Here is a 25,666-nt window from a genome sequence, read left to right as displayed (position 1 = left end):
GGGGAGGAAGACGAGGCGGACATGGTGTTCCTTCCGGAGCTGTGGGTGAGGGTCGGTTGTGCGACCGGTCACCACCGTGCGGGAGGCCGCTCACGAACCGCTGACGGTTTGCGCACGGTCCGCCGAAAGCGCCCGGGCGGTGCGGGTGGGGCGGGCAGGGTGCCGGGCGGTGCGGGTGGGGTGTCGGCTTCGTGTGGGCAGGTCGGGTCACGGTCGGCGGCCCCTTGCCGCCGCCCTCACGGTTAGCGTGGGCGTATGCGATTCGAGGTGCTGGGGAGCCTGGGCGTGCGGGCGGGGGACGGGACGGTGGTGGCCGTGCCGGAGGCCAAGGTGCGGGCGCTGCTCGCCGTGCTTCTCGTCCACGAGGGGCGGCCCGTGGCCGCCGACCGGATCGTCGAGGACCTGTGGGAGGACGGGGCGCGACCGGCCCGTCCGGCGGGCGCCCTGCAGACCAAGGTGTCGCAGCTGCGCCGTGCCCTCGAGCGGGGCGAGCCGGGCGCGCGTGCCCTGGTGGAGCACGGTCCGGCCGGGTACCGGCTGGCGGTCGCCGAGGACGACGTGGACGCGGGCCGTTTCGGGCGGCTCGTCGCGCGGGCGCGGCAGGCCGCCGAGCCGCGTACCCGTGCCTCGCTGTTCGCGAGCGCGCTGGGGCTGTGGCGGGGGCCGGCGTTCGACGGGTTCCGGGACGCCGCTTTCGCGCAGGCCGCGGTGACCCGGCTGGAGGAGCAACGGCTCACTGCGCGGGAGGAGTTGGCTGCGCTGCGGCTCGGGCTGGGTGAACATGCCTTGGTGGCGGACGAGTTGACGGAGCTCGCGGCCGCGCATCCGCTGCGGGAGGGGTTGCGTGCGGTGCAGCTGCGGGCCCTGTACGGGGCGGGGCGGCAGAGTGAGGCGCTCGCGGCGTATCACGCGCTGAGCCGGCGCCTGGCCGACGAGCTCGGCGTGGACCCCGGCCCGGAGCTGCGCGCGCTGCACGAGGCGATGCTCCGCCAGGACCCCCATCTCGTCCCGCCGCCATCCGTCCCCGCACCGGCGTCGGTGTCTGCCCCTGTATCGGCCCCTGTACGGCCAACTCCTGAGCCCGAGACCGCGATTGACGCGGCACTCCTGGCTACTCCCCCGGCACTCACGCCTCCCCCGGTACTCACGCCGGCCCGAGCACTCGCACCTCCCGCGGCCCCCTCACCTGGGCTCGCCCCCGCACCCGCCCCCGCAACCACGTCCCCACCGACACCCGCCCCCGATCCCACCGCCCCGGCGCACCGCCCAACCACGAACCTCCCCGCCCCTACGGACGCCGTGATCGGGCGGGATGCGGCCGTCGCCCGGGTGTGTGCGCTGCTCGGCGCCGAACGGCTCGTGACGCTCACGGGCCCGGGCGGCGTCGGCAAAACTCGCCTCGCGCTGGAGGCGGCCCGGCACTACGCGGCGCACCTCGACGACGGCCCACTGGGCGCACCCCCCACCCCCACTCCCCCCACCCCTACTCCCACTCCCCCGCCCCCACCCCAAGACGGCGTCTGGCTGGTCGAGTTGGCGGGCGTGCGGCGGGAGCCCGCGGATGCGGTCGCGGCCGCGCTCGGGATCCGGGACGAGGCGCCGACGGCGCAAGCCGGTCCGGAGGACGGCGGCGCCGACGGCCCCCGCCCCGACGACCGCACCGCACGCCTCCTGCGCGCCCTGGCCGGTCGCGAGCTGCTGCTCGTCCTGGACAACTGCGAGCACCTCGTCGACGAGGTGGCCGCACTCGTGGGCCGACTGCTGCGGACCGTGCCGGGCGCGCGGGTCCTCGCGACCAGCCAGGAGCCGCTCGATGTGGCGGGCGAGACCGTCGAGGCCGTCGCACCGCTCCAAGTCCCCGAAGCAGTCGACCTGTTCGCGGCACGGGCGGCCGCCGCCGCGCCCGGCTTCGCACTCACCGCGGCCAACCGGGAGGCCGTCGAGCTCATCTGCCGCCGCCTCGACGGCATCCCGCTCGCTCTCGAACTCGCCGCCACCCGGGTGCGCGCCCTCGGCGTCGAGGCGCTCTCGGACCGTCTGCACGACCGTTTCCGGCTGCTCGGCCAGGTGCGCAGGGACGCGCCCGCCCGCCAGCGCACCCTGCGCGCGATGATCGACTGGAGCTGGGAGCTGCTGGGTCCGCCGGAGCGCGCGGTGCTGCGCCGGCTGGCCGTCTTCGCCGGCGGTTTCACCCTCGACGCCGCCGAGGCGGTCTGCGCCGACCCGGACCCCGGCGCCCAGCACTCCGACGCCCCGTACCCTGCCGCCCTGCGCGCCGCACACCCTTCCGCCCTGCCCCCGGCCGCCCCGCACATCCCGGGCGCGGACGTCCTCGACCTGGTCACGCGGCTCGTGGACCGCTCGCTCGTGACGGTGGCATACGGGGAACACGGTGCGCGCTACCGGATGCTGGAGTCCGTCACGGCGTACAGCCTCGAGCAGCTGGCGGCCTCCGGCGAGGAGGCACGAGTCCGCCACCGGCACGCCCTGCATTACACCCGGCTCGCCGGCCGGGCCGCGCCCGAGCTGCACGGCCCCGCGCAATGCGCCTGGCTGCGCCGCCTCGACGCGGAGTCGCTCAACCTGCACACCGCGCTCGACCATACCGACGACCCCGAGCTCGCCCTGCGCACGGTCAACTCCCTCACGTGGTACTGGTACTTGAGCGGCCGTATCAGCGAGGGCCTGGCCCACCTGGACCGGGCCCTCACCAAGGCGAACGACCCCACCTCCCGGACCGCCCAGGCCACCACAACCACCACCGCCACCCCGACCAAGACAGCCACCACAGCCACCACCCCCGCCCCCACCACCCTCACCTCCACCCGTATCCGCCGCGCCGCCCTGGCCCTGATCACCGGCGACGCCTCCGGCCAGGACGGGCCCTTCGACGGTGCCGACGCGCGCGGCCGCTGGCTGCTCGCGTACGCGCGCTGCGGTTTCACGCAGACGCAGGACCGCGGGCGGCTGTACGAGCTGGAGGCCGAGTTCCGCGCGCTCGGCGATCCGTGGGGCGAGGCGGCGGCGCTGAGCACCTGGGCGACGCGTTCGCTGTACGAGGGCGACCTGGCCTCGCTGCGCCGGGCCGCCGAGACCACCGCCGAACGCTTCGGTGCGCTCGGCGACCGCTGGGGCCAGTTGCAGGCCACCGAACAGCTGGGCGTCCTCGCGGAGATCACCGGCGACTACCCGGCCGCCGCCCGGCTGCACGGCGAGGGTCTGCGGGCCGCCGAGGAGCTCCAGCTGTGGACGCAGGCCTCGTTCAGCCTGTCGCGGCTCGGTCGGATCGCCCTGCTCACGGGTGAGGACGAGCGCGCGCAGGAGTACCACGAACGGGCCGCGCGGCTGGCCGCGGACCAAGGGAACGCGCCCGCAAGGCAGTTCGCCGAGATCGGTCTCGCGCTCGGGGCCCGCCGCCGCGGCGACCTCGATGCCGCGCAGGCGCTGCTCGCCCCGTGGCTCGCGTGGAACCGCCGGCTCGGCGTCGACTCCGGTACGGCGCTGCTGCTCGCGCAGTGCGGATACGTGGCCGAGCTGCGCGGCGACACCGGGCAGGCGGCCTCCCTGCACGCGGAGAGCCTGGCCGCGGCCCGCCGTACGGGAGACGCGCGGGCCGTCGCCTTCGCCATCGAGGGACTCGCCTGCGCATGGTCGGCCGGCGGGGCGGCCGAGCGGGCCGCCGAGGCACTCGGCACGGCCGCCGCCCTGCGCGCCTCCGTGGGCTCCCCGCTGCCGCCGGGCGAACGCGCCGACGTGGACCGGGCCGAGTCCCGCGCCCGTGCCGCCCTGGGCGAGCAGGCGTTCACGGCCGCGTACGACCGCGGCCACAAGACCCCGCCGGCCGAGTTCACCCCGTAAGCGCACCACCACCCGCGTCTCGCGGCCCGCTCACCCCACGATGTGCCGCAGATACGCGCCCGGATCGCGCAGGTACCGCCGCCAGTGGTCCACCAGCTCCAGGTCCTGCCAGCGCACCCGCCGCATGCCGTGCTCCCCCACCTCGACGATGTCGGCCCCCGGCAGCGCGGTGAGGAGCGGGGAGTGGGTGGCGCAGACGATCTGGCCGCCCTTCGCGGTCAACTGGTCCATGTGGCCGAGCAGTTCGAGGCAGGAGGCGAACGAAAGGGCCGCCTCCGGCTCGTCCATGACGTACAGACCGGGCGTGAGGAACTTGCCGCGGAACGCCGCGAGGAACCCCTCGCCGTGGCTGCGGCCGTCGGGATCGAAGCCCTCGCGCTCCAGCGCGTTGAGCGCGGTTTCGGCCCGCAGGAAGAAGCCCTTGCGCGCGGACCAGCTGCGCACCATGTGCCGCCCGCCGGCCGCCGCGTCGAACCTCAGCCGCTCGCCGAGCGCCGACTTGGCGCGGTGGCTGGCGTACTTCCAGTCGTGCGAGCCGCCGTACGGGTCGAGGCCGAACGCCTCCGCGAGCGCCTCGGCCAGGGTGGACTTGCCCGACCCGTTCTCCCCCACCAGGAAGGTCACCGGCGCGGTGAAGCGCAGCCCTTCGCGCAGGAGCTGCCGCACGCAGGGCACGCTCCACGGGTACTCCTCGGGGTCCTGCCCGTCCACATGGGCATACGCGCGTTCGACGATCACCCTTCGAGCCTGCCACGGGGGTACGACAACGGCCCGCGCGCACCACAACGGCCCGCGCGCACGGCAACGGCCCGCGGCAGCGGACGCCGCGGGCCGGAGCGCACCCCTTGCGAGGCCTGGAAGAGGCCCGGAAGAAGCCCGGAAGAGGGCCGGAAGAGGCCCGAGAAAGCCTGAGGAAGCCGGAGGAAGCCTGAGGAAACTAGAAGAAGTACGAGTCCCCGGTGTCGAGGGTCAGCACCTTGTGCCGGTTGTTGCCGGCGTTCCGGTCGGACACCCCGCCGTTCCACAGGGTGTCGATCTGGACGGTGGCCTCCTCCGGCGCCCCCTTGAGCTTCAGGTCGAGCGCGAGCTCCGCGCTCCAGCTGCCCGCCTTGATCTCGCCCGTCGAGCAGAGCACCACCCGCTGCCCGGCCCGCAGGCAGCGCTTCGGCAGCCGCTGGTCGCTCGCCAGGGGGACGGAGTAGCGCAGCCGGACCGTCGCGTCGGACACGTCGACCGGGCCATGGTTCTGCGGGGTCAGCCAGATGCCGAGCCGCCCTTCCCACAGCGAGGCGTAGCCGTGGTACGCCACGTCGGCCTCCGGTGCCGCCGCCTCGGCCGGTACCGCCAGGGCCAGCGCGGCCGCTGCCGCCGTCGCCGCGGCCAGTCCGGCGCCTCTCAGTCGGGCCCGAGCTCGCATATCCCGCTCCTACACAGTTCCCACAGCCGCTGTCGCCGCCGCCTGTCCGATATGCGCGCAAGATATCCAGACATGGCAAGGGACCGTGTTCTCGGCGGAGTTCGGCGCGTACGGATGACCACATGCTGAGCGGTTGACCGGGCGTCCCGACGGCCGGGCTAGCCTGGCCGAAAGGCGACCCCTTTTGTCCGCGCCGGAAGACCGTCCCGAGGAGCAGCCCATGACCGCCGCCGCCACCCGCCGTACCGCAGTCGTCACCGGCGCGAGCAGCGGCATCGGCGCCGCGACCGCCCGCAAGCTCGCCGAGGCCGACTACCACGTGGTGCTCACGGCCCGGCGCAAGGACCGCATCGAGACGCTGGCCGCCGAGCTCGCCGAGGCCGGGCGGTCCGCCGCCGCGTACGCCCTCGACGTCACCGACCGGACGGCCGTGGACGCCTTCGCGGCCGCGCTCGACCGCGTGGACGTCCTCGTCAACAACGCGGGCGGCGCGCTCGGCGCGGACCCGGTCGCGACCGGCGACCCGGAGGACTGGCGCCGGATGTACGAGGTGAACGTGCTGGGCACCCTGCACATGACCCAGGCCCTGCTGCCCGCGCTCACCGACAGCGGTGACGGCACGGTCGTGGTGCTCTCCTCGACGGCCGGGCACGCCACGTACGAGGGCGGCGCGGGCTATGTCGCCGCGAAGAACGGGGCCCGTGTCCTGGCCGAGACGCTCCGCCTCGAACTGGTCGGGCAGCCGGTCCGCGTGATCGAGATCGCGCCCGGCATGGTCAAGACGGAGGAGTTCGCCACGACCCGCTTCGGCGGCGACGAAGCGAAGGCCGCGAAGGTGTACGAGGGCGTGGCCGAGCCCCTGACCGCGGACGACGTGGCCGACACGATCGCCTGGACCGTCACCCGCCCCAGCCATGTCAACGTCGACCTCCTGGTGGTCCGCCCGCGCGCCCAGGCCTCGAACACGAAGGTGCACCGCGAGCTGTGAGGTGCCTGCCCGGCACGGGAGGCCGAGGCCTCGCGCGCCGGTCCCTCGCCCTTCTCGTCCGACGGCCCTGGCCCTCCCCCTCGGCCCCGCGCCCCCGACAAACCAGACGACACCGGCCCATCACGCCCGGAATACTGGCCGCCATGGATGAGGTCCAGGTGGTCGTCGCCCACTCCGAGCGCGCGACGCTGCGCGTCGGCGAGGTGTTCCTGAAGGTGGACGCCGACCGGTCCCGTATGGACGCCGAGGTCGAGGCGATGGCCCTGGCCCCCGTCCCGACGCCCCGCGTCCTGTGGCACCGGCCGCCGGCCCTCGCGCTCGCCGCGCTCCCGGGCAGGGCGCTCGGCCGCCTCGGCGAACCCTGCACCTCCTCGCCCGCCGCCTGGGCCGCGGCCGGCGCCGCGCTGCGCCGGCTGCACGACGCCCCCTTGCCGCCCCGCCCCGGACGCGCGGGCCGCAGCACCGAGGAGCTGACGGCCGAGCTCGACCACGAGTGCGCCTGGCTCGTGGCGCAGAACGTCCTGCCGGCCGCCCTCGTCACCCGCAACCGTGAGGTCGCCGAGGCCGCACTGCGGCCCTGGACCCCGGCGTTCACCCACGGGGACCTCCAGATCGCCCATGTCTTCGTCGACGGCGACGAGGTCACGGGCATCCTCGACTGGTCCGAGGCGGGGCAGGGCGACGCCCTGTACGACCTCGCCACCCTGGCCCTCGGCCACGAGGAGCACCTCGCCGACCTGCTCGCCGGTTACGGCAAGGAGGTCGACCTCGATGTCCTGCACGCCTGGTGGTCCCTGCGCAGCCTCCTGGGCATCCGCTGGCTCCTGGAGCACGGCTTCGACCCGCACATGCCGGGCGGCGAGGTGGACGTGCTGAAGGCCCTCATGTAACCCCCGTACGCAGGCGCTCCCTTCGTACGGAGCGCACGTACACCCACCTGCGCGCACGAGAAGGGCCGGAGAGCCGCTCCCACACGACTCGCCGGCCACCGCCGAGGCCCCCCGCCTCAACGCTCAACGCGGCTTGCCCGCCCCGGTGTTCACCCCTTGACGCAGACCACCTGCTTGAGCTTGGCCACGACCTGCACCAGGTCCCGCTGCTGGTCGATGACCTTCTCGATCGGCTTGTACGCGCCCGGGATCTCGTCCACGACGCCGGAGTCCTTGCGGCACTCCACCCCCCGCGTCTGCTCCTCCAGATCCCGCGTCGAGAAGCGCCGCTTCGCCGCGTTCCGGCTCATCTTGCGGCCGGCGCCGTGCGAGGCGGAGTTGAAGGACTTCTCGTTGCCGAGGCCCTTCACGATGTACGAGCCCGTGCCCATCGAGCCCGGGATGATCCCGTAGTCGCCGGAGCCCGCGCGGATCGCGCCCTTGCGCGTGACAAGGAGGTCCATGCCCTCGTACCGCTCCTCCGCCACGTAGTTGTGGTGGCAGGAGATGACCGGCTCGAAGGTGACCTTGGCCTTCTTGAACTCCTTGCGGACGACGTCCTGGAACAGGCCCATCATGATCGCGCGGTTGTACTTGGCGTACTCCTGCGCCCAGAACAGGTCGTTGCGGTACGCCTGCATCTGCGGGGTGTCCGCGATGAACACCGCGAGGTCGCGGTCGACCAGGCCCTGGTTGTGCGGCAGCTTCTGGGCCTCGCCGATGTGGTACTCGGCGAGCTCCTTGCCGATGTTGCGCGAACCGGAGTGCAGCATCAGCCAGACCGAACCCGTCTCATCGAGGCAGAACTCGATGAAATGGTTGCCCGATCCGAGCGTTCCCATCTGCTTCGTCGCCCGCTCCTGACGGAACTTGACCGCTTCCGCGATCCCGTCGAAGCGCGCCCAGAAGTCGTCGAAGCCCGCCGTGGCGAACCCGTGGAAGCGCCCCGGGTCCACGGCGTCGTCATGCATACCGCGCCCCACCGGAATCGCCTGCTCGATCTTCGACCGCAGCCGGGACAGGTCACCCGGAAGGTCGTTGGCCGTCAGCGAGGTCTTGACCGCGGACATGCCGCAGCCGATGTCGACGCCGACCGCCGCCGGGCAGACCGCACCGTGCATCGCGATCACCGAACCGACCGTCGCACCCTTGCCGTAGTGCACGTCGGGCATGACGGCGAGGCCCTTGATCCACGGGAGCGTGGCGACGTTCTGCAGCTGCTGCATCGCGCCCGCCTCGACCGTGGACGGGTCGGTCCACATGCGGATGGGGACCTTCGCCCCCGGCACCTCTACGTAACTCATGGATTCCTCAACCCCCGTACAACAAAAGAAAAGTCTCAAAGCGCAAATACTGGGGCCAGGGTCAACAAAAGGGACGGTTGATCGGCCATCACAGCGGCGCGTGCGATACACATTGTGTTCACCGCCCTGCGTGCGACGCCATCGCTTTTTGTCGCACGCGGACGGGCCAGACCACCGAACCCGCGTCCGAAGGAGGGTCCGCACCGTGCGGCACAAGGGGTACCTGGCGGGCGCCGCCACGCTCGCCGCCCTGCTCCTGACGGGGTGCACCTCCGACGCGGGGGGCGGCTCCGCGGGGGACGACGGCAAGCCGGGCGGGTTCGCGCCCTCGCCGACGAAGGCGGCCGAGCCGGGCCGGTACCGCTCGCTGCCGGAGCCGTGCGACGCGGTGGGCCGGGACAGCCTGGACTCGATGCTGCCGGGGATCGCGGAACTGAGCGGCGAGCAGCGCGAGAAGGCGTACGCGGGCACGGCGGCGGTGACCTTCGACACGGATCGCAGGTCGGGGTGCCGCTGGTCGGTGGAGTCGCCGGACGCCACGCACCGGCTGCATGTCGACTTCGAGCGCGTGGTGTCGTACGACGACGCGGTGAGCGACGACGAGCTCGCGGCGGATCTGTTCCTCGACCTGAAGATCGCGGCCGATCTGCCGGAGCCCGCGACGGACGAGGAGACGGACGAGGAGACCGGCGAGGAGACGGGCGAGGGCACCGGCGGCGCGACGGACGAAGGCGCGGGGACGGACAAGGAGTCCGGGAAGCCGTCCGGGGACCCGACCGCGACCGCCGGCGGCGGCGACGGCAAGGGCGGTGAGCCCGGCACGGGTGAGCCGAGCGGCTCCACCTCCGCCTCGCCGCCCGAGGGTCTCGAGCCGCGCGCGCTGGACGATCTGGCCGACGAGGCCTACCTCGACGACGAGCTGGGCGCGGCTGACTCGGCGGCCCGCAAGCGCCTGGTGACTGTGGTGTTCCGCACGTCGAACGTGCTGGTGACGGTCGCGTACGAGGCGCAGTCGGCCTCGGTCCAGGAGACGCCGGACAGCAAGGAACTGCAGGACAGGGCACGGGTTCTGGCCGGGAAGCTGGCGGAGCAGTTCACCGAGTGAGGGTGGCGCGGGTCACCGCGGCCCGCCTCCGGTTCCGGCCCGGGCCCCTGCGCCACCGCGTACCGTGGCTGGGCGGAACCACAGGGGGCTCCTGCCGCACCCGGCGCCCCGGAACGGACCTGCACGACTGATGAGCGAAGGAACCATGCACCGAAAAGGACCGCGATTCACCCGCATACTCGCCGCCTGCGCCGTCGTTCCGGTGGTGCTGACCGCCGGGGCGTGCTCCTCGGACTCGGGCGACGGCGGCAAGAGCGACTCCGGCGCGACCTCCTCCGCCTCGAAGAGCGCCGAGGGCAAGGACAAGGCGGCGAGCCTGGCGGCCGCCGCGTACAAGCAGCTGCCGGCCGCCTGCAAGGTGCTGTCCGCGAAGACGGTCGAGGACCTCGTGCCCAAGGTCGAGGACAAGTCCGGCAAGACGGGCAAGTCCAGTGATGTCTCCACGCGCGGCAGCTGCTCGTGGACCGGTCTCGACAACAACGGTGTCGACGGCTCGCAGTTCCGCTGGCTGTCCGCCTCGTTGATGCGGTTCGAGTCCGAGGAGGCGCTGGGCAGCGCCGAGTCGCGGGCGAAGGACTACTTCAAGAAGCAGGTCGCCGCAGCCGCCGCCACGGAGGGCGCGAAGAACGTGAAGTCGGAGCCCGCCGCCGGTGTCGGCGACGAGGCCACGACGGTCCGCTACGACCTCGACAAGGGCAAGCTGGGCGACTACAAGCAGCAGACGGTCGTGACCCGCATCGAGAACGTCGTGGTGACGATCGACTACAACGGCGCCGGGCTCGCGGGCGAGAAGGCCCCGAAGGCCGAGGACATGGCCAAGGACGCCGAGAAGGCCGCGAAGGAAGCGGTCGCGGCGGTCACGGCCGCCAACAAGGAAGGCGCGGAAGGCTCTTCGTCCTCCGCGTCCCCGTCGGACAAGCCGTCGGAGAAGTCCTCGGACAAGCCCTCCGAGAAGTCCTCGGAGAAGGCTTCCGACAAGTCGTAGCCACCTGCGCGATATCGCAATCGAAAGCCCGGCCGTCCGCCCGACGGCCGGGCTTTCGGCGACACCGGCCCACGGCCACCCGCACACATGTGCCAGGCTGTTGCGCGCACACGGGCCCGGGCGTCAGGCACGGGCAGGCACTTGGAGGGGATCACGGGTGGCAGCGCCACTGAAGCTGACGCGGACACACCGGATATTGATCGGGGTGGTGGTCGCGGGTGCGGTCGTCATCGCGGCGATCGGTTTCGCCGGCAGTTACGCGGCCGTGCGCGAACTCGCCGAGGACAAGGGCTTCGGGAAGTTCGCGCTGGTCTTCCCGATCGGCATCGACGCGGGCATCTGCGTCCTGCTCGCCCTCGACCTGCTGCTGACCTGGATCAGAATCCCCTTCCCGCTCCTCCGTCAGACGGCGTGGCTGCTCACGGCCGCGACGATCGCGTTCAACGGCGCTGCGGCCTGGCCCGATCCGCTGGGCACCGCGATGCACGCGGTGATCCCGGTGCTGTTCGTCATCTCCGTCGAAGCAGCCCGGCACGCGATCGGCCGGATCGCGGACATCACCGCCGACAAGCACATGGAGGGCGTCCGCCTCACCCGCTGGCTGCTCTCACCCGTGCCGACGTTCCTGCTGTGGCGCCGCATGAAGCTGTGGGAACTGCGCTCCTACGACGCCGTCATCAAGCTGGAGCAGGAACGCCTCGTCTACCGCGCCCGACTGCGCTCACGCTACGGCCGCGCCTGGCGCCGCAAGGCCCCGGTGGAGTCCCTGATGCCGCTCCGCCTGGCCCGCTACGGCGTCCCGCTGGCGGAGACCGCACCGGCCGGCCTCGCGGCGGCAGGCATCGAGCCCCCGCAAGTGCCCGTGGCGGCACCGCAGTTGGAGGCCCCGCAGCCGGCCGTCACACAGGGTCCGCAGCCGGCCGTCGCGCAGCCGGTGGCGCTGCACAAGCAGCCCGAGCCGGAGCAGCCCGTGGAGGTCCCGCAGGAGTGGCCGGCCAACCACGACAGCCCGTGGTTCGCGACCCCGCAGCAGCCGTACGGCCAGCAGACGCAGCCGCCGTACGAGCGCACGTACGCCCCCGAGCCGCCCTACGAGGAGTGGTACGAGGAGCAGCCGGCCGAGGCCTTCGACAGCTCGCAGACGGGCGAGTTCCGTATCCCGGCGGGCCCGAACCGCACGCGTCCGCTGAACATCCCGGGCCAGCGCCAGGAGCACCTGCCGGCCGACGAGGACCTGGTGGAGCAGGAGGTCGCCGAGACCGACGAGGAGGAGGCCCCGGCGCCGGCCGGCCTGCCGGACGATGTCTCGCGCGAGGAGGCGTACTTCACCGCGTTCCGCAAGTACGTGAGCGAACACGGCGACTTCCCGAACGCGCGGCAGTTCGGGATCTACCTGCAGGACCTGTACGGCGTGAAGGGCCGCAGCGGCGGCCCGTTGACGGAGTCCACGCTGCGGCCCTTCATCCGCGACTTCAGGGCGCGCTACCAACAGGAGCTGGACGCCGAGGAGTTCATCGCCTAGCCACGCCCTCCGATACACGCCGACGGCGCCGCCCCCGAAGGGACGGCGCCGTCGGCGTTCGTACGGAGGTGTCAGGCCCCGAGCAGCTTGCGCACCCGCTCCGCCCCCACCGCGAGCAGCAGCGTGGGCAGCCGCGGACCGGTGTCGCGTCCGACGAGCAGCTGGTACAGGAGCGCGAAGAAGGCCCGCTGGGCCGTCTTGATCTCCGGCGGCAGCTCCTTCGGGCCGGCGTCGGCCGCGAACCCGGCCTGCACCTTCGGCACGCCGTACACCAGGTGCGTCAGACCGTCGAGCGACCAGTGCTCGTCGAGGCCCTCCAGGAGCAGCCGCAGCGACTCGCGGCCGTGCTCGTCGAGCGCGGCCAGCGCCTCGGTGTCGGGCTCGCCGCGCACGATGGTGCGCGACTCGGCCGGCACGTACTTGGCGATCCACGCCTCGGCCTTGTCCAGCCGCGGCCGGACCTGGTCCAGGTCCGTCACCGGGTTCGCCGGGTCGAGCTCGGTCAGGATGCGCAGCGTCTGCTCCGCGTCCCCGGCGGTGACGTCGGCGACCGAGGCGAGCGTGCCGTACTGCAACGCCCGCTCGGTGCGCGGCAGTTCACCGGCCGCGGTGCGGGCGGCACGGCTGTACGCGGCCGCGTCGGCCGGCAGCGCGCTGCCGTCGGCGACCTTGGCCTCCAGCTTGTCCCACTCGTTGTAGAGCCGCTGGATCTCCTGGTCGAAGGCGATCTTGAAGGACTGGTTGGGCTTGCGGCGGGCGTAGAGCCAGCGCAGGATCTGCGGCTCCATGATCTCCAGCGCGTCGGCCGGGGTGGGCACCCCGCCCTTCGAGGAGGACATCTTGGCCATGCCGCTGATGCCGACGAAGGCGTACATCGGGCCGATCGGCTGCTTGCCGCCGAACAGCGTCACGATCTGCCCGCCGACCTGGAAGGAGGAGCCCGGGGACGAGTGGTCCACACCCGAGGGCTCGAAGATCACGCCCTCGTACGCCCAGCGCATGGGCCAGTCGACCTTCCAGACCAGCTTGCCGCGGTTGAACTCGGACAGCCGGACGGTCTCCGTGAAGGAGCACTCGTTGCAGACGTACGTCAGCTCGGTGGTGTCGTCGTCGTAGGCCGTGACCGTCGTCAGGTCCTTGCCGCAGCCGCCGCAGAACGGCTTGTACGGGTAGTACTCCGCGCCCGCGCCGCTGCCGTCGTCCTCACCGGCCGCGCCCGACCCCTCGGCGGCCTCCAGCTCGGCCTCGTCCACCGGCTTCTGGGACTGCTTGGCCGGGGCCTTCTTGGTGCGGTACTGCGCGAGGATCGCGTCGATGTCGCCGCGGTGCTTCATCGCGTGCAGGATCTGCTCGCGGTAGACGCCCGAGGTGTACTGCTCGGTCTGGCTGATCCCGTCGAACTCGACGCCCAGCTGCCCGAGGGACTCGATCATCGCGGCCTTGAAGTGCTCGGCCCAGTTCGGGTACGGCGAGCCGGCGGGCGCGGGCACGGAGGTCAGCGGCTTGCCGATGTGCTCGGCCCAGGACGCGTCGATGCCGGCGACCCCGTTCGGCACCTTGCGGTACCGGTCGTAGTCGTCCCAGGAGATCAGGTGCCGCACCTCGTACCCGCGGCGGCGGATCTCGTCGGCGACCAGGTGCGGGGTCATGACCTCGCGCAGGTTGCCCAGGTGGATCGGGCCCGACGGGGAGAGACCGGAGGCGACCACGACCGGTTTGCCCGGGGCACGACGCTCGGACTCGGCGATGACATCGTCCGCGTATCGCGAGACCCAGTCTGCGTTCTCCTGGGGCTCCTGATTCGTGCTCTGGGCCACGGTCTGCTGGTCCCTTTCGGCTTCGGTTCGGTGCACGGTTGCGTCCGTGCCGGGTGCCATTGTCCCAGTTACCCGGGGCTCGGGGGAAACGGCTTTGTCGCGCGCGGGAAAACGCCTCATGGAAGCCGTGATCCCGTACGTGTGGAAGCCGTGATCCCCGTAGGTACGGAAGCCGTGCTTCCCAGCGCGACCAAAGCGGGTCCCGGCAGTCCTGTCTGCGTGATCACCGACAGATTCCGGGCCGGTGTGCGGATGGGCGCGACCGGTCTCGCGGTGGCTCTGCCCTCGGCCTGCCCCGTCCTCGCGGCCCCTGCCGCCGAGGACGGGGTCACCTGCGGCGACACCGCGGCGCCGGAACGACCGCCCCGGCCACGGCACCCCCCGTAATCGACGCGAACCCCGTCGGCCGCTCGTGGGAGAATTCGGGTTGTCCACAGCAACCCAAGAAGGAACGGCACCCCATGGCCCCGGTCAGCTCGATCGCTTCCCACGTCCAGCAGCGCATCGCGGACGCCCTCACGGCAGCCCTGCCTGAGGCCGGCGCCGCCGACCCGCTGCTGCGACGCAGCGACCGGGCCGACTTCCAGGCCAACGGGATCCTCGCGCTCGCCAAGAAGAGCAAGGCGAACCCGCGGGAGCTCGCCACCCAGGTCGTCGAGAAGATCACCGCCGGTGACCTGCTCGCAGACATCGAGGTGTCCGGCCCCGGCTTCCTCAACATCACGGTCTCCGACAAGGCGATCACCGAGACCCTGGCCGCCCGGTACGCGGACACCGACCGGCTCGGCGTCGCGCCCAAGGACAAGCCGGGCATCACGGTGATCGACTATGCGCAGCCGAACGTGGCGAAGGAGATGCACGTCGGCCACCTGCGGTCGGCCGTCATCGGCGACGCCCTGCGCGGCATGCTCGACTTCACCGGCGAGCAGACCATCGGCCGGCACCACATCGGCGACTGGGGCACCCAGTTCGGCATGCTCATCCAGTACCTGATCGAGCACCCGGGCGAGCTGGCCCCGGCCGAAGAGGTCGACGGCGAGCAGGCGATGTCGAACCTGAACCGGGTCTACAAGGCCTCACGTGCCGTCTTCGACTCCGACGAGGAGTTCAAGGAGCGGGCCCGCAAGCGGGTGGTCGCGCTCCAGTCCGGCGACGAGGAGACCCTGAAGCTCTGGCAGCAGTTCGTGGACGAGTCGAAGGTCTACTTCTACTCGGTCTTCGGCAAGCTGGACATGGAGGTCAGGGACGACGAGATCGTCGGCGAGTCCGCGTACAACGATCTGATGCCCGAGACGGCCCGCCTCCTGGAGGAGTCCGGTGTCGCAGTCCGCTCCGAGGGCGCGCTCGTCGTGTTCTTCGACGAGATCCGGGGCAAGGACGACCAGCCGGTCCCGCTGATCGTGCAGAAGGCCGACGGCGGTTTCGGCTACGCGGCATCCGACCTCTCGGCGATCCGGAACCGGGTCTTCGACCTGAAGGCGACCAACCTCGTGTACGTCGTGGACGTGCGGCAGTCGCTGCACTTCAAGATGGTCTTCGAGACGGCCCGGCGGGCCGGCTGGCTGACCGACGAGGTCACCGCGCACAACATGGCGTACGGCACGGTGCTCGGCGCGGACGGCAAGCCGTTCAAGACCCGTGAGGGCGAGACGGTGAAGCTGGAGGACCTGCTCGACGAGGCGATCCAGCGCGCCGCCGACGTCGTACGGGAGAAGGCGCAGGACCTCACCGAGGACGAGATCCAGGAGCGGGCCGCGCAGGTCGGCATCGGCGCCGTGAAGTACGCGGACCTGTCCACGTCCCCGAGCCGGGACTACAAGTTCGACCTGGACCAGATGGTGTCGCTGAACGGCGACACGTCGGTGTACCTCCAGTACGCGTACGCCCGGATCCAGTCGATCCTGCGCAAGGCGGGCGACACGCGGCCGGCCGCGCACCCCGAGCTCGAACTCGCCCCGGCCGAGCGGGCGTTGGGCCTGCACCTGGACGCGTTCGGCGAGACGGTCTTCGAGGCCACGGCGGAGTACGCCCCGCACAAGGTGGCGGCGTACCTCTACCAGCTGGCCTCGCTGCTCACGAAGTTCTACGACCAGTGCCCGGTCCTGAAGGCCGACACCCCGGCCCAGGTGGAGAACCGCCTGTTCCTGGTCGACCTGACGGCCCGCACCCTGCACAAGGGCATGGCGCTGCTCGGCATCCGCACCCCCGAGCGGCTCTGATCCCCGTACGCCGGCTCTGATCCCCGTACGCGGGCTCCGCGAGCCGTACGCACAGGAGTGCCCCGCCGGAACGCTTCCGGCGGGGCACTCGCGCTATGCGCCCGGGCCCGCGCCCGTCAGCGGCTTCGTCCCGTACCCGCGCAGCACCAGCGCCGTGGTCACCGGCCCGAAGCGCGCCAGCGAGTCCACGACCTCTTCGAGCCGCCCGGCCTGCGGGCAGTGCACGTCGAAGATCAGGCAGTCCTCGCCGGTGACGCGCACCGTCGAGGTGACCTCCGGTGTCGCGGCCGCCACCTCCAGGGCGCGGGCCAGCTGCGCGTGCGTGGTCCGCAGCCGTACGACCGCGTGGATGTTCAGGCCGAGCGCCACGGGGTCGACCACGGCCCGGTAGCCGGTGATGACCCCGCTCTTCTCCAGGCGCAGGATCCGCGCGCTCGCCGCCGGCTGCGACAGCCCCACCCGGCGGCCCACCTCGGCACCGCTCAGCCGGCCCTCCTGCTGGAGCAGCGCGAGGATCTCGCGGTCCGTACGGTCCAGTGATTCCATCGTCTCCCCCGCCATCTGCTTTGAGATCACTTGCACGGTCCCCGCGCTCCCGCTGCTTCCCCCAGACTCGGCGCCAGGCGCACCCCGCACCATACGGGGCTACGAGTGGAACAGTGAGGGCAGGCAGTGGTCACGTACGTCTTCATCCCCGGCATCGACGGCTCGGACGAGCAGCACTGGCAGACCCTGTGGGAAGGGGAGTCGGGCTCTTCCGCCCTGCGCATCTCCCCGGCCTCGTGGTCGGAGCCGGAGCTGGCGGACTGGGTCGGTGCCGTGCGGCGCGCGTACGAGAAGGCGGCGGGCGAGGTGGTCCTGGTGGCGCACAGCCTGGGCTGCTGGGCGGCCGCGGCCTGGCTGGCCGCGGGCCCGTCGGACCGGGTGCGCGGCGTCTTCCTGGTCGCGCCGCCCGACCCCGCGGGCCCGGTGTTCCCGCGCCAGGCGGCCGCGTCCTTCCTCGGCCTGAGCGCGCGGCCGCTGCCGTGCCCGGCCCTGGTGGTGGCCGGCCCCGACGACCCGTACTGCGCTCCGGAGACGGCCACCGGCTTCGCGCACGAGTGGGGTGCGCGCCTCCACCTGACGGACGGCGGCGGCCACCTCAACTCGGCCAGTGGCCTGGGTACTTGGCCGCAGGGCCGCGCCCTCCTCGCTTCCCTGATAACACCCTGACCCGGGCGGGTCACACTGCCCGCAACGCCCGCCCCAGCCGCTCCACGCCCTCGGCGATCTCCTCCGGCGCGTGCGTCACGAAGCACAGCCGCATCGTGGAGCGGTCGGGCGCGCCCGCGAAGAACGGCGCCCCGGGCACGTACGCCACCTCGTGCGCGACCACGGACGTGAGCAGCTCCGTGGTGTCGTACGCCTCCGGAAGGCGCGCCCACAGGAACATCCCGCCCTCGGGCCGGTTCCAGACCGAGCCCTCCGGGAGCGCGTCCGCGAGGCCGGCGAGCAGCGCGTCCCGCCGCTCGCGGTAGGCGGCCGCCACCGTGGCCACGTGCGCGTCCAGGTCCCGGGCCGCCAAGTACCGTGCCGCGGCAAGCTGGTTGACGGTCGGGGTGTGCAGATCGGCGGCCTGCTTGGCGACCGCGCACGCGCGCCGCAGCGCGGCGGGTGCGCGCAGCCAGCCGAGCCGCATGCCGGGCGCCATGACCTTCGAGAAGCTGCCCAGCAGGACGGTGCGGTCCTCGGCGCCGGGGTGCGCGGCGATCCAGGGCACCCGCTCCCCCTCGAACCGGAGCTCCCCGTACGGGTCGTCCTCGACGATCCACAGGCCGCGCCGCGCCGCGACCTCGGCCACGGCGGCGCGCCGGTCGGCGGGCATCGTGCGGCCCGTGGGGTTCTGGAAGCTCGGGATCGTGTAGAGCAGCTTGGGCCGCTCGCGGGCGACGACGGCGTCCAGGGCCTGCGGGTCGATCCCGTCCTCGTCGCAGTCGACGGCCACGACGCGGGCCCCGGCGAACGCGAAGACCTGGAGCGCCGCCAGGTAGGTCGGGTTCTCCACGAGCACGGTGTCGCCCGGTTCGATGAGCGCGGTGGCGAGCAGCGAAAGGGCCTGCTGCGAGCCACTGGTGACGAGCAAGTCCTCGGCGCCGGTGGCCAGTTCGCGTGCGGTGATGCGTGCGGCGAGTGCGGCCCGCAGGGTGGGCTCGCCCTCGGTCGTGGAGTACTGGAGCGCCTGGCCGGCGCTGCGCGCGAGCACGTGGGCGTAGGCCTCGGCCACGCCTTCCGCGTCGAACAGCTCGGGCGCCGGCAGCCCGCCCGCGAAGTTGATCACCTCGGGCCGCGCGGTCACGGCGAGGATGTCCCGTACCGGCGAACCGCCCACGTTCCGCGCCCGCTCGGCCAGCGGCGGCACAGGTGCGTGAACGACGGCATTCGGCTCGATGACGGTCACGGGGACGCTCCTTCGGCGGACGGCGGTCTTCCCTGTCATCCGCAGCCTAGGGACACTGCCTGCCGTCTACACCCAACATTCCATGATCCGGACAGCGGGACGGCCGGGGCGTCCCGCTCTTCTGCCGGATCGCCCAACTCCCGTACGGGACAAGGGAACCGGAAAGCGAGGCCCCGCATCCAAGCGGCGGAGGCGAGGCACATGCGGCACACCGGACGGATCACGGGGACGGGCGCGGTTCTGGCCGCCGTCCTGCTCACGGCCTGCGGCGGCACGGGCGAGGACCGGAAGGTCCGCACCGAACCGGCCACCCGGCCGGCCGCACCCGCGCCCGCCACCTGCACGGGCCCGCGCGCGGACGAGACCGCCGCCCCGGTCGAGCCCGCCGTCGCGCACGTCGATGCGCTCGCGGCCGAGCGTTTCGCCCATGTCTATACGGGGCTCAGCGTCGACCACGAGAAGGCGGCCCTCGACGTCTGGCGCATCCCGGACGCCGCCTTCGACCGCGCGGTGTGCCGCGGCACCCCGGCGAACGTGACGGTCCGCCTGCACCCCGCCACCGCCGCGCGCACCCGGCTTGACGCGCTCCAGGAGAAGATCACCGACGACATGGGGCGCTGGGAGGGGAAGTTCGACCTCCGGACCGTCGCCGTCGCGGAAGAGGGCCACGTGGAAGTGGGCGTGGACCGACCGGAAGTCGCCGCACCCTTGCTGCGCAAGGCGTACGGCGACCTGGTGGAAGCGGTGTTCGAGGAGCAGCCCCGGCTCGACCGGGGCTGACCGGCGGTTCAGCTCAGACGCAGCTGACGCGCGGCCTCCACCGCCCAGTACGTGAGGATCATGCTCGCGCCCGCCCGCTTGATGCCGGTGAGCGTCTCCATGATGGCCTTGTCGCGGTCGATCCAGCCCTTCTCGGCCGCGGCCTCGACCATCGCGTACTCGCCGCTGATCTGGTACGCGGCCACCGGCACGTCCACCGCGTCGGCCACCTTCGCGAGCACGTCGAGGTAGGGACCGGCCGGCTTGACCATGACCATGTCCGCGCCCTCTTCGAGGTCGAGCGCCAACTCCCGCAGCGACTCACGGAGGTTGGCCGGGTCCTGCTGGTAGGTCTTGCGGTCGCCCTTGAGCGAGGAGGCGACGGCCTCACGGAAGGGACCGTAGAACGCCGAGGAATACTTCGCGGTGTACGCGAGGATCGACACGTCCTCGTGCCCGGTCTGGTCCAACGCGTCGCGGATGACGCCGACTTGGCCGTCCATCATGCCGCTGGGACCGAGCACGTGCGCCCCGGCGTCGGCCTGGACCTGCGCCATCTCGGCGTACCGCTCGAGCGTCGCGTCGTTGTCGACGCGGCCCTGCGCGTCGAGCACACCGCAGTGCCCGTGGTCGGTGACCTCGTCCAGGCAGACGTCCGACATGACGATCAACTCGTCGCCGACTTCGGCCCGTACGTCCCGCAGCGCGAGCTGGAGGATGCCGTCCGGGTCGGTGCCCGGCGTGCCGACGGCGTCCTTCTTCTCGTCCAGCGGCACCCCGAAGAGCATGATCCCGGAGACGCCCGCCTCGACGGCCTCGACGGCGGCCTTCTTCAGGGTGTCCCGGGTGTGCTGCACGACGCCCGGCATCGACCCGATGGCGACGGGCTCACTGATGCCCTCGCGCACGAACGCGGGCAGGATCAGATCGGCGGGATGCACCCGCGTCTCGGCGACCATGCGCCGCATGGCGGGGGTGGTGCGCAGGCGACGGGGCCGCGAGCCAGGAAACGAACCATGGGCAGACATTCAGCCCCTCCGGCGATTGAGGAGATCCGAACGAAGTTCGGCTGTGACAATGTGCGGCTACGCCGCGTGGGGGGTCCGGGGCGAAGCCCCGGTTCGGGAAGGGGCGGGGTGGGGGAGAAAACCCGCCCCACCCCGCCGCACCCGACAGACGAACCTACTGCGTGGCAACCCGCCGACGCCGAGCGCCGGGCCGACGCTCGGAGGGCCGCGTGACCGGGTCACCGGCCTCGATCGCGGCCGCACGCCGGGCGGAACCGAACTCCGCCAGCGCCTCCGCCAGCTTGTGCACCGAAGGCTCCGGAGCCATCACGTCCACCCGGAGCCCGTGCTCCTCGGCCGTCTTGGCCGTGGCCGGACCGATGCAGGCGATCACCGTGACGTTGTGCGGCTTGCCCGCGATGCCGACCAGGTTCCGCACGGTCGAGGACGAGGTGAACAGCACCGCGTCGAAACCGCCGCCCTTGATCGCCTCACGCGTGTCGGCCGGCGGCGGCGAGGCACGCACGGTCCGGTAGGCCGTGACGTCGTCCACCTCCCAGCCGAGGTCGATCAGACCCGCGACCAGCGTCTCGGTGGCGATGTCCGCGCGCGGCAGGAAGACACGGTCGATCGGGTCGAAGACCGGGTCGTACGGCGGCCAGTCCTCCAGGAGCCCGGCGGCGGACTGCTCGCCCGAGGGCACGAGGTCCGGCTTCACGCCGAAGGCGATGAGCGCCTTGGCGGTCTGCTCGCCGACGGCCGCGACCTTGATCCCGGCGAAGGCCCGCGCGTCGAGCCCGTACTCCTCGAACTTCTCGCGTACGGCCTTCACCGCGTTCACCGAGGTGAAGGCGATCCACTCGTAGCGCCCGGTGACCAGGCCCTTGACCGCGCGCTCCATCTGCTGCGGGGTACGCGGCGGTTCGACGGCGATCGTCGGGACCTCGTGCGGCACGGCCCCGTACGAGACGAGCTGGTCGGAGAGCGAGGCCGCCTGCTCCTTGGTGCGCGGCACGAGCACCCGCCAGCCGAACAGCGGCTTGGACTCGAACCACGAGAGCTCTTCACGCCGGGCGGCACGGGAACGCTCGCCGACCACGGCTATGACGGGCTGATGCCCTTCGGGCGAGGGCAGCACCTTGGCCTGCTTGAGCACCTGGGCGACCGAGCCCAGCGTCGCGTTCCAGGTGCGCTGACGCGTGGTCGTACCGGCGACCGTGACGGTCATCGGGGTGTCCGGCTTGCGGCCCGCCGACACCAGCTCGCCCGCCGCGGCGGCGACCGTCTCCAGGGTGGTGGAGACGACGACCGTGCCGTCGGAGGCGCCGACCTCGGACCAGCAGCGCTCGGAGGCCGTACGGGCGTCGACGAAGCGCACGTCCGTGCCCTCGCTGTCGCGCAGCGGCACACCGGCGTACGCGGGCACGCCGACGGCGGTGGCCACACCGGGCACCACCTCGAAGGGGATGCCGGCCGCGGCGCAGGCGAGCATCTCCTCGCCGGCGTCGGCGTCGAGGCCCGGATCGCCGGTCACCGCACGCACGACCCGCTTGCCGCCCCGCGCGGACGCCATGACAAGATTGGCCGCAACAGCCGCCGCAGCGGCGTCCGTTGCCGACGCGTCAGGTGTGCCCGGCGCCGCCGTGCCCTGCACGTCCACGCCCTCACGGGCATGCGTGCGGACCACGTCGAGCACAGCGGGCTCGGCGATGAGCACGTCCGCGATGGCGAGTGCTTCGACGGCGCGCAGTGTCAGCAGGCCCGGATCGCCGGGGCCGGCACCGAGGAAGGTGACGTGCCCGGTGGCGGGGGCTGCGGGATATCCCGGATTGGCAGAGGCGGTGGGGCTCAATGTGCTCGCTCCCCCATCAGACCGGCCGCACCCTTGGCCAGCATCTCGTCCGCGAGTTCGCGGCCGAGCGCCATGGCCTGGTCGTGTGTGGTGGGTACGGGACCGGTGGTGGACAGCTGCACCAGCGCCGAGCCGTCGACCGTGCCGACGACGCCGCGCAGGCGCATTTCCTTGACAACCTGTCCGTCTGCCAGGAGGTCGGCCAGCGCACCCACGGGTGCGCTGCAGCCTGCCTCCAGGGCGGCGAGCAGGGACCGCTCGGCGGTCACGGCGGCCCGGGTGTACGGGTCGTCGAGCTCGGCGAGCGTGGCGGCGAGGTCTGCGTTGGCCGCAGTGCACTCCACCGCCAGGGCTCCCTGGCCGGGAGCCGGAAGAATCGTGTCGACCGACAGGAAGTCGGTCACCTCGTCGCTGCGCCCGATCCGGCTGAGCCCGGCGGCGGCCAGCACGACCGCGTCCAGCTCGCCCTTGCGGACGTAGCCGATGCGGGTGTCGATGTTGCCGCGGATCGGCACGGTCTCGATGCGCAGGCCGTGACTGCGGGCGTACGCGTTCAACTGGGCCATGCGGCGCGGCGATCCGGTGCCCACGCGCGCGCCGTCGGGCAGCTGCGTGAAGGTCAGGCCGTCGCGGGCGATCAGCACGTCGCGCGGGTCCTCGCGGCGCGGCATCGCGGCGACCACCAGGTCGTCGGGCTGCGTCGTCGGCAGGTCCTTGAGCGAGTGCACGGCGAAGTCCACCTCGCCCGCGAGCAGCGCGTCGCGCAGCGCGGTCACGAAGACACCGGTGCCGCCGATCTGCGCGAGGTGCTCACGCGAGGTGTCGCCGTACGTGGTGATCTCCACGAGCTCGACTTCGCGGCCCGTCAACTGGCGTACGGCGTCGGCCACATGACCGGACTGGGCCATGGCAAGCTTGCTGCGCCTGGTCCCGAGCCGGAGTGCTTTCTGGGTCATGCCCGCCCCTTTGTCTTGATCTCGTCGGCGGTATCGGCCTTCGACACGGCTGCCACCGTCTCGGGGTCGAGGTCGAACAGGGTGCGCAGCGCGTCCGCGTACCCGGCGCCGCCGGGCTCGCTGGCGAGCTGCTTGACCCGCACGGTCGGAGCGTGCAGGAGCTTGTCGACGACGCGGCGCACGGTCTGCACGACCTCGGCCTGCTGTCGTTCGTCCAGGTCGGGCAGGCGGCCGCGCAGCCGCGCGACCTCGCTGTCGACCACGTCGGCGGCCATGGTGCGCAGCGCGACCACGGTCGGCGTGATGTGCGCGGCCCGCTGCGCGGCGCCGAACGCGGCGACCTCGGCGGCCACGATGGCCCGCACCATGTCGACGTCGGCGGCCATCGGGGCGTCCGCGGAGGCCTCGGCGAGCGACTCGATGTCGACGAGGTGCGCGCCCGCGATGCGGTGCACGGCGGCGTCGATGTCGCGCGGCATGGCGAGGTCGAGCAGCGCGAGCCGCACCCCGGTGTGGGGGGCGTCCTGATGCGCCTTCGCCCCGACCCGTACGAGACCGGCCTCGCGCTCGAGCGCCGACCCGTTGTCCGCCCAACTGCCGTGCAGGTCGAGGGAGTCGGCGTGCCCGGCGTCGTCGAGTCCGACGGGGCAGGCCTCGTGGCCCTCGTGCGTGACCTCGTGGCCCTCGGGGATGCGCCCGTCGCGCGCGGCCGCGGCGGCCAGGCGTGCGACGAGGCTGCCGTCGGGGGCGCGCAGGTCGGAGGCCTCGGCGGTACGGGCGCCCACACCGGCCGGTACCGGTTCGGCGAGCGCGGCCGTGATGACCTCCGCGGTCAGCACGAGACCGGTGGCACCGGTGCAGGACACCGCGATGTCGACTCGTGTCAGCTCATCCGCCACCGCGTCCATCGGCACGGCCCGCGCGACCAGCGCCGGGTGCTGCTCCGTGAGCAGCCCGACGAGGTGCCCGGCACGCTCGAACGTCCGGTTGGCGACGACGACTTCGGCCGCGCCGACCCGCGCGAGGGTGGCGGCGGCGAGCGAGGACATCGAGCCCGCGCCGATCACCAGGGCACGCTTGCCGGCCGCCCACTCGGCGACCGGACGCCCGGCGGCGAGCTGCTCCAGGCCGAAGGTGACGAGCGACTGCCCGGCCCGGTCGATCCCGGTCTCGGAGTGCGCCCGCTTGCCGACCCGAAGGGCCTGCTGGAAAAGGTCGTTGAGGAGCCGGCCCGCGGTGTGCTGCTCCTGCGCGGTCGCGAGCGAGTCCTTGATCTGCCCGAGGATCTGCCCCTCGCCGACCACCATCGAGTCGAGCCCGCACGCCACCGAGAACAGGTGGTGCACGGCCCGGTCCTCGTAGTGCACGTAGAGATAAGGAGTGAGCTCCTCCAGGCCGACCCCGCAGTGCTGCGCGAGCAGCGTGGACAGCTCGGCGACACCGGCGTGGAACTTGTCCACGTCGGCGTACAGCTCGATCCGGTTGCACGTGGCGAGCACCGCGGCCTCGGCGGTGGGCTCGGCGGCGACGGCGTCCTGGAGCAGCTTCAGCTGCGCGTCCGGGGTCAGGGCGGCCCGCTCCAGCACACTCACGGGTGCGCTGCGGTGGCTGAGACCGACGACGAGGAGACTCATGCCGGCATCACGGCGGGCACGTCCCCGTCGGGTCCCTTGCGGTCCTCGCCTGCCGCACGGGCGGCGGGCGGCAGGACGGCGGCGGCCTCGGCGCTCTCCTCGCCGGCCTTGCGCTGCTCGTGGAACGCGAGGATCTGCAGTTCGATGGAGAGGTCGACCTTGCGCACGTCCACGCCGTCGGGCACGGAGAGCACGGTGGGCGCGAAGTTCAGGATGGAGGTGACACCTGCGGCGACCAGACGGTCGCAGACCTGCTGGGCGGCACCGGCCGGGGTCGCGATGACACCGATGGAGACGCCGTTGTCGTCGATGATCTTCTCGAGGTCGTCGGTGTGCTGCACGGGCATCCCGGCGACGGGCTTGCCGGCCATGGCGGGATCGGCGTCGATCAGCGCCGCGACCCGGAAGCCGCGGGAGGCGAACCCGCCGTAATTGGCAAGCGCCGCACCGAGGTTACCGATACCGACGATCACGACGGGCCAGTCCTGGGTGAGCCCGAGCTCGCGCGAGATCTGGTAGACGAGGTACTCGACGTCGTAGCCCACACCACGCGTCCCGTAGGACCCGAGGTAGGAGAAGTCCTTGCGCAGCTTCGCGGAGTTGACCCCCGCGGCGGCCGCGAGCTCTTCGGAGGAGACCGTGGGAACGGAGCGCTCCGACAGCGCCGTGAGGGCGCGCAGATACAGCGGAAGCCTGGCGACGGTGGCCTCGGGAATCCCTCGGCTGCGGGTCGCCGGTCGGTGAGTTCGGCCAGTTGCCACGGTGCTCCTGCGGGTAGAGCGGGGCTGCAGGCGGTCTTGTGTCCCTGGACCGCCCCGTCGAATGCAGGCTATGTCTTTGTGAACGCGTGCACAAAGATGGTGTCCGCTTTGTCCGG

Annotated in this window: 20 protein-coding genes; 9 read left to right on the top strand and 11 right to left on the bottom strand. The window is 72.4% G+C overall.

What is annotated here, in order from left to right:
• The first annotated feature begins 255 nt into the window (after positions 1-255).
• Positions 256-3,858 (top strand): AfsR/SARP family transcriptional regulator, encoded by a 3,603-nt coding sequence (locus tag BLT97_RS38955; protein ID WP_093617984.1) that lies wholly within the window; start codon positions 256-258, stop codon positions 3,856-3,858.
• Between the two features lie 30 nt (positions 3,859-3,888).
• Here BLT97_RS38955 and BLT97_RS35750 read toward each other — a convergent pair whose 3' ends face one another.
• Together BLT97_RS35750 and BLT97_RS35745 are read right to left on the bottom strand one after the other, a co-directional pair.
• Complete coding sequence (locus BLT97_RS35750) at positions 3,889-4,596, bottom strand: AAA family ATPase (RefSeq protein WP_093617982.1); 708 nt, start codon at positions 4,594-4,596, stop codon at positions 3,889-3,891.
• 199 nt (positions 4,597-4,795) lie between these two features.
• The gene (locus BLT97_RS35745; protein WP_093617980.1) at positions 4,796-5,275 is read right to left on the bottom strand and encodes a hypothetical protein; all 480 of its coding nucleotides are present in this window, start codon (positions 5,273-5,275) and stop codon (positions 4,796-4,798) included.
• 220 nt (positions 5,276-5,495) lie between these two features.
• Here BLT97_RS35745 and BLT97_RS35740 point away from each other — a divergent pair, with 220 nt between their 5' ends.
• Both BLT97_RS35740 and BLT97_RS35735 read left to right on the top strand, forming a co-directional pair.
• Positions 5,496-6,263 (top strand): SDR family NAD(P)-dependent oxidoreductase, encoded by a 768-nt coding sequence (locus tag BLT97_RS35740; protein ID WP_093617978.1) that lies wholly within the window; start codon positions 5,496-5,498, stop codon positions 6,261-6,263.
• Positions 6,264-6,406: 143 nt separating this feature from the next.
• The gene (locus BLT97_RS35735; protein ID WP_093617976.1) at positions 6,407-7,153 is read left to right on the top strand and encodes a phosphotransferase family protein; all 747 of its coding nucleotides are present in this window, start codon (positions 6,407-6,409) and stop codon (positions 7,151-7,153) included.
• A gap of 149 nt (positions 7,154-7,302) precedes the next feature.
• Here BLT97_RS35735 and BLT97_RS35730 read toward each other — a convergent pair whose 3' ends face one another.
• On the bottom strand, positions 7,303-8,496 hold the full coding sequence (locus BLT97_RS35730; protein WP_093617974.1) for an RtcB family protein: 1,194 nt from the start codon (positions 8,494-8,496) through the stop codon (positions 7,303-7,305).
• Positions 8,497-8,701: 205 nt separating this feature from the next.
• Between BLT97_RS35730 and BLT97_RS35725 the strand changes: the two genes are divergently transcribed.
• From BLT97_RS35725 to BLT97_RS35715, 3 genes are all read left to right on the top strand, one after another.
• The gene (locus tag BLT97_RS35725) at positions 8,702-9,601 is read left to right on the top strand and encodes a hypothetical protein (protein WP_093617972.1); all 900 of its coding nucleotides are present in this window, start codon (positions 8,702-8,704) and stop codon (positions 9,599-9,601) included.
• A 145-nt stretch (positions 9,602-9,746) separates the two neighbouring features.
• Complete coding sequence (locus BLT97_RS35720) at positions 9,747-10,586, top strand: DUF3558 domain-containing protein (protein ID WP_093617970.1); 840 nt, start codon at positions 9,747-9,749, stop codon at positions 10,584-10,586.
• A 157-nt stretch (positions 10,587-10,743) separates the two neighbouring features.
• The gene (locus BLT97_RS35715; protein WP_245769735.1) at positions 10,744-12,108 is read left to right on the top strand and encodes a DUF2637 domain-containing protein; all 1,365 of its coding nucleotides are present in this window, start codon (positions 10,744-10,746) and stop codon (positions 12,106-12,108) included.
• 71 nt (positions 12,109-12,179) lie between these two features.
• Here BLT97_RS35715 and lysS read toward each other — a convergent pair whose 3' ends face one another.
• Entirely contained in the window at positions 12,180-13,925 is a 1,746-nt protein-coding gene (lysS, locus tag BLT97_RS35710) for a lysine--tRNA ligase (protein WP_245769736.1), read from the bottom strand.
• A gap of 461 nt (positions 13,926-14,386) precedes the next feature.
• Here lysS and argS point away from each other — a divergent pair, with 461 nt between their 5' ends.
• On the top strand, positions 14,387-16,144 hold the full coding sequence (argS, locus tag BLT97_RS35705) for an arginine--tRNA ligase (RefSeq protein ID WP_093617966.1): 1,758 nt from the start codon (positions 14,387-14,389) through the stop codon (positions 16,142-16,144).
• 93 nt (positions 16,145-16,237) lie between these two features.
• Here the strand turns inward: argS and BLT97_RS35700 are convergent, their stop codons facing one another.
• Positions 16,238-16,690: an Lrp/AsnC family transcriptional regulator gene (locus BLT97_RS35700; RefSeq protein ID WP_093617986.1), complete on the bottom strand. Its 453-nt coding sequence runs from the start codon at positions 16,688-16,690 to the stop codon at positions 16,238-16,240.
• Between the two features lie 126 nt (positions 16,691-16,816).
• Here BLT97_RS35700 and BLT97_RS35695 point away from each other — a divergent pair, with 126 nt between their 5' ends.
• The gene (locus tag BLT97_RS35695; RefSeq protein WP_093617964.1) at positions 16,817-17,356 is read left to right on the top strand and encodes an RBBP9/YdeN family alpha/beta hydrolase; all 540 of its coding nucleotides are present in this window, start codon (positions 16,817-16,819) and stop codon (positions 17,354-17,356) included.
• A gap of 10 nt (positions 17,357-17,366) precedes the next feature.
• Here BLT97_RS35695 and BLT97_RS35690 read toward each other — a convergent pair whose 3' ends face one another.
• Complete coding sequence (locus BLT97_RS35690; protein WP_245769734.1) at positions 17,367-18,581, bottom strand: aminotransferase-like domain-containing protein; 1,215 nt, start codon at positions 18,579-18,581, stop codon at positions 17,367-17,369.
• A gap of 201 nt (positions 18,582-18,782) precedes the next feature.
• Here BLT97_RS35690 and BLT97_RS35685 point away from each other — a divergent pair, with 201 nt between their 5' ends.
• A complete protein-coding gene (locus BLT97_RS35685) occupies positions 18,783-19,361 on the top strand; it encodes a hypothetical protein (protein WP_093617960.1) in 579 nt (192 codons plus the stop codon).
• A gap of 8 nt (positions 19,362-19,369) precedes the next feature.
• Here BLT97_RS35685 and hemB read toward each other — a convergent pair whose 3' ends face one another.
• From hemB to BLT97_RS35660, 5 genes are all read right to left on the bottom strand, one after another.
• The gene (gene hemB, locus BLT97_RS35680; protein ID WP_093617958.1) at positions 19,370-20,368 is read right to left on the bottom strand and encodes a porphobilinogen synthase; all 999 of its coding nucleotides are present in this window, start codon (positions 20,366-20,368) and stop codon (positions 19,370-19,372) included.
• A gap of 154 nt (positions 20,369-20,522) precedes the next feature.
• Positions 20,523-22,199, bottom strand: coding sequence for a bifunctional uroporphyrinogen-III C-methyltransferase/uroporphyrinogen-III synthase (locus BLT97_RS35675; RefSeq protein WP_093617956.1), 1,677 nt, complete (start codon positions 22,197-22,199; stop codon positions 20,523-20,525).
• Positions 22,196-23,155, bottom strand: a complete 960-nt coding sequence (hemC, locus tag BLT97_RS35670; protein WP_093617954.1) for a hydroxymethylbilane synthase — start codon at positions 23,153-23,155, stop codon at positions 22,196-22,198. Before hemC ends, BLT97_RS35675 begins: the two co-directional genes overlap by 4 nt.
• On the bottom strand, positions 23,152-24,789 hold the full coding sequence (locus BLT97_RS35665; protein ID WP_093617952.1) for a glutamyl-tRNA reductase: 1,638 nt from the start codon (positions 24,787-24,789) through the stop codon (positions 23,152-23,154). The genes hemC and BLT97_RS35665 overlap by 4 nt, the downstream gene beginning before the upstream one ends.
• Positions 24,786-25,550: a redox-sensing transcriptional repressor Rex gene (locus BLT97_RS35660; RefSeq protein WP_093617950.1), complete on the bottom strand. Its 765-nt coding sequence runs from the start codon at positions 25,548-25,550 to the stop codon at positions 24,786-24,788. The genes BLT97_RS35665 and BLT97_RS35660 overlap by 4 nt, the downstream gene beginning before the upstream one ends.
• Between the last annotated feature and the right edge of the window lie 116 nt (positions 25,551-25,666).

The organism is Streptomyces indicus (genome assembly GCF_900100315.1).
Classification (GTDB): Bacteria; Actinomycetota; Actinomycetes; order Streptomycetales; family Streptomycetaceae; genus Streptomyces; species Streptomyces indicus.
This window is presented reverse-complemented; position numbering and strand designations above follow the sequence as displayed.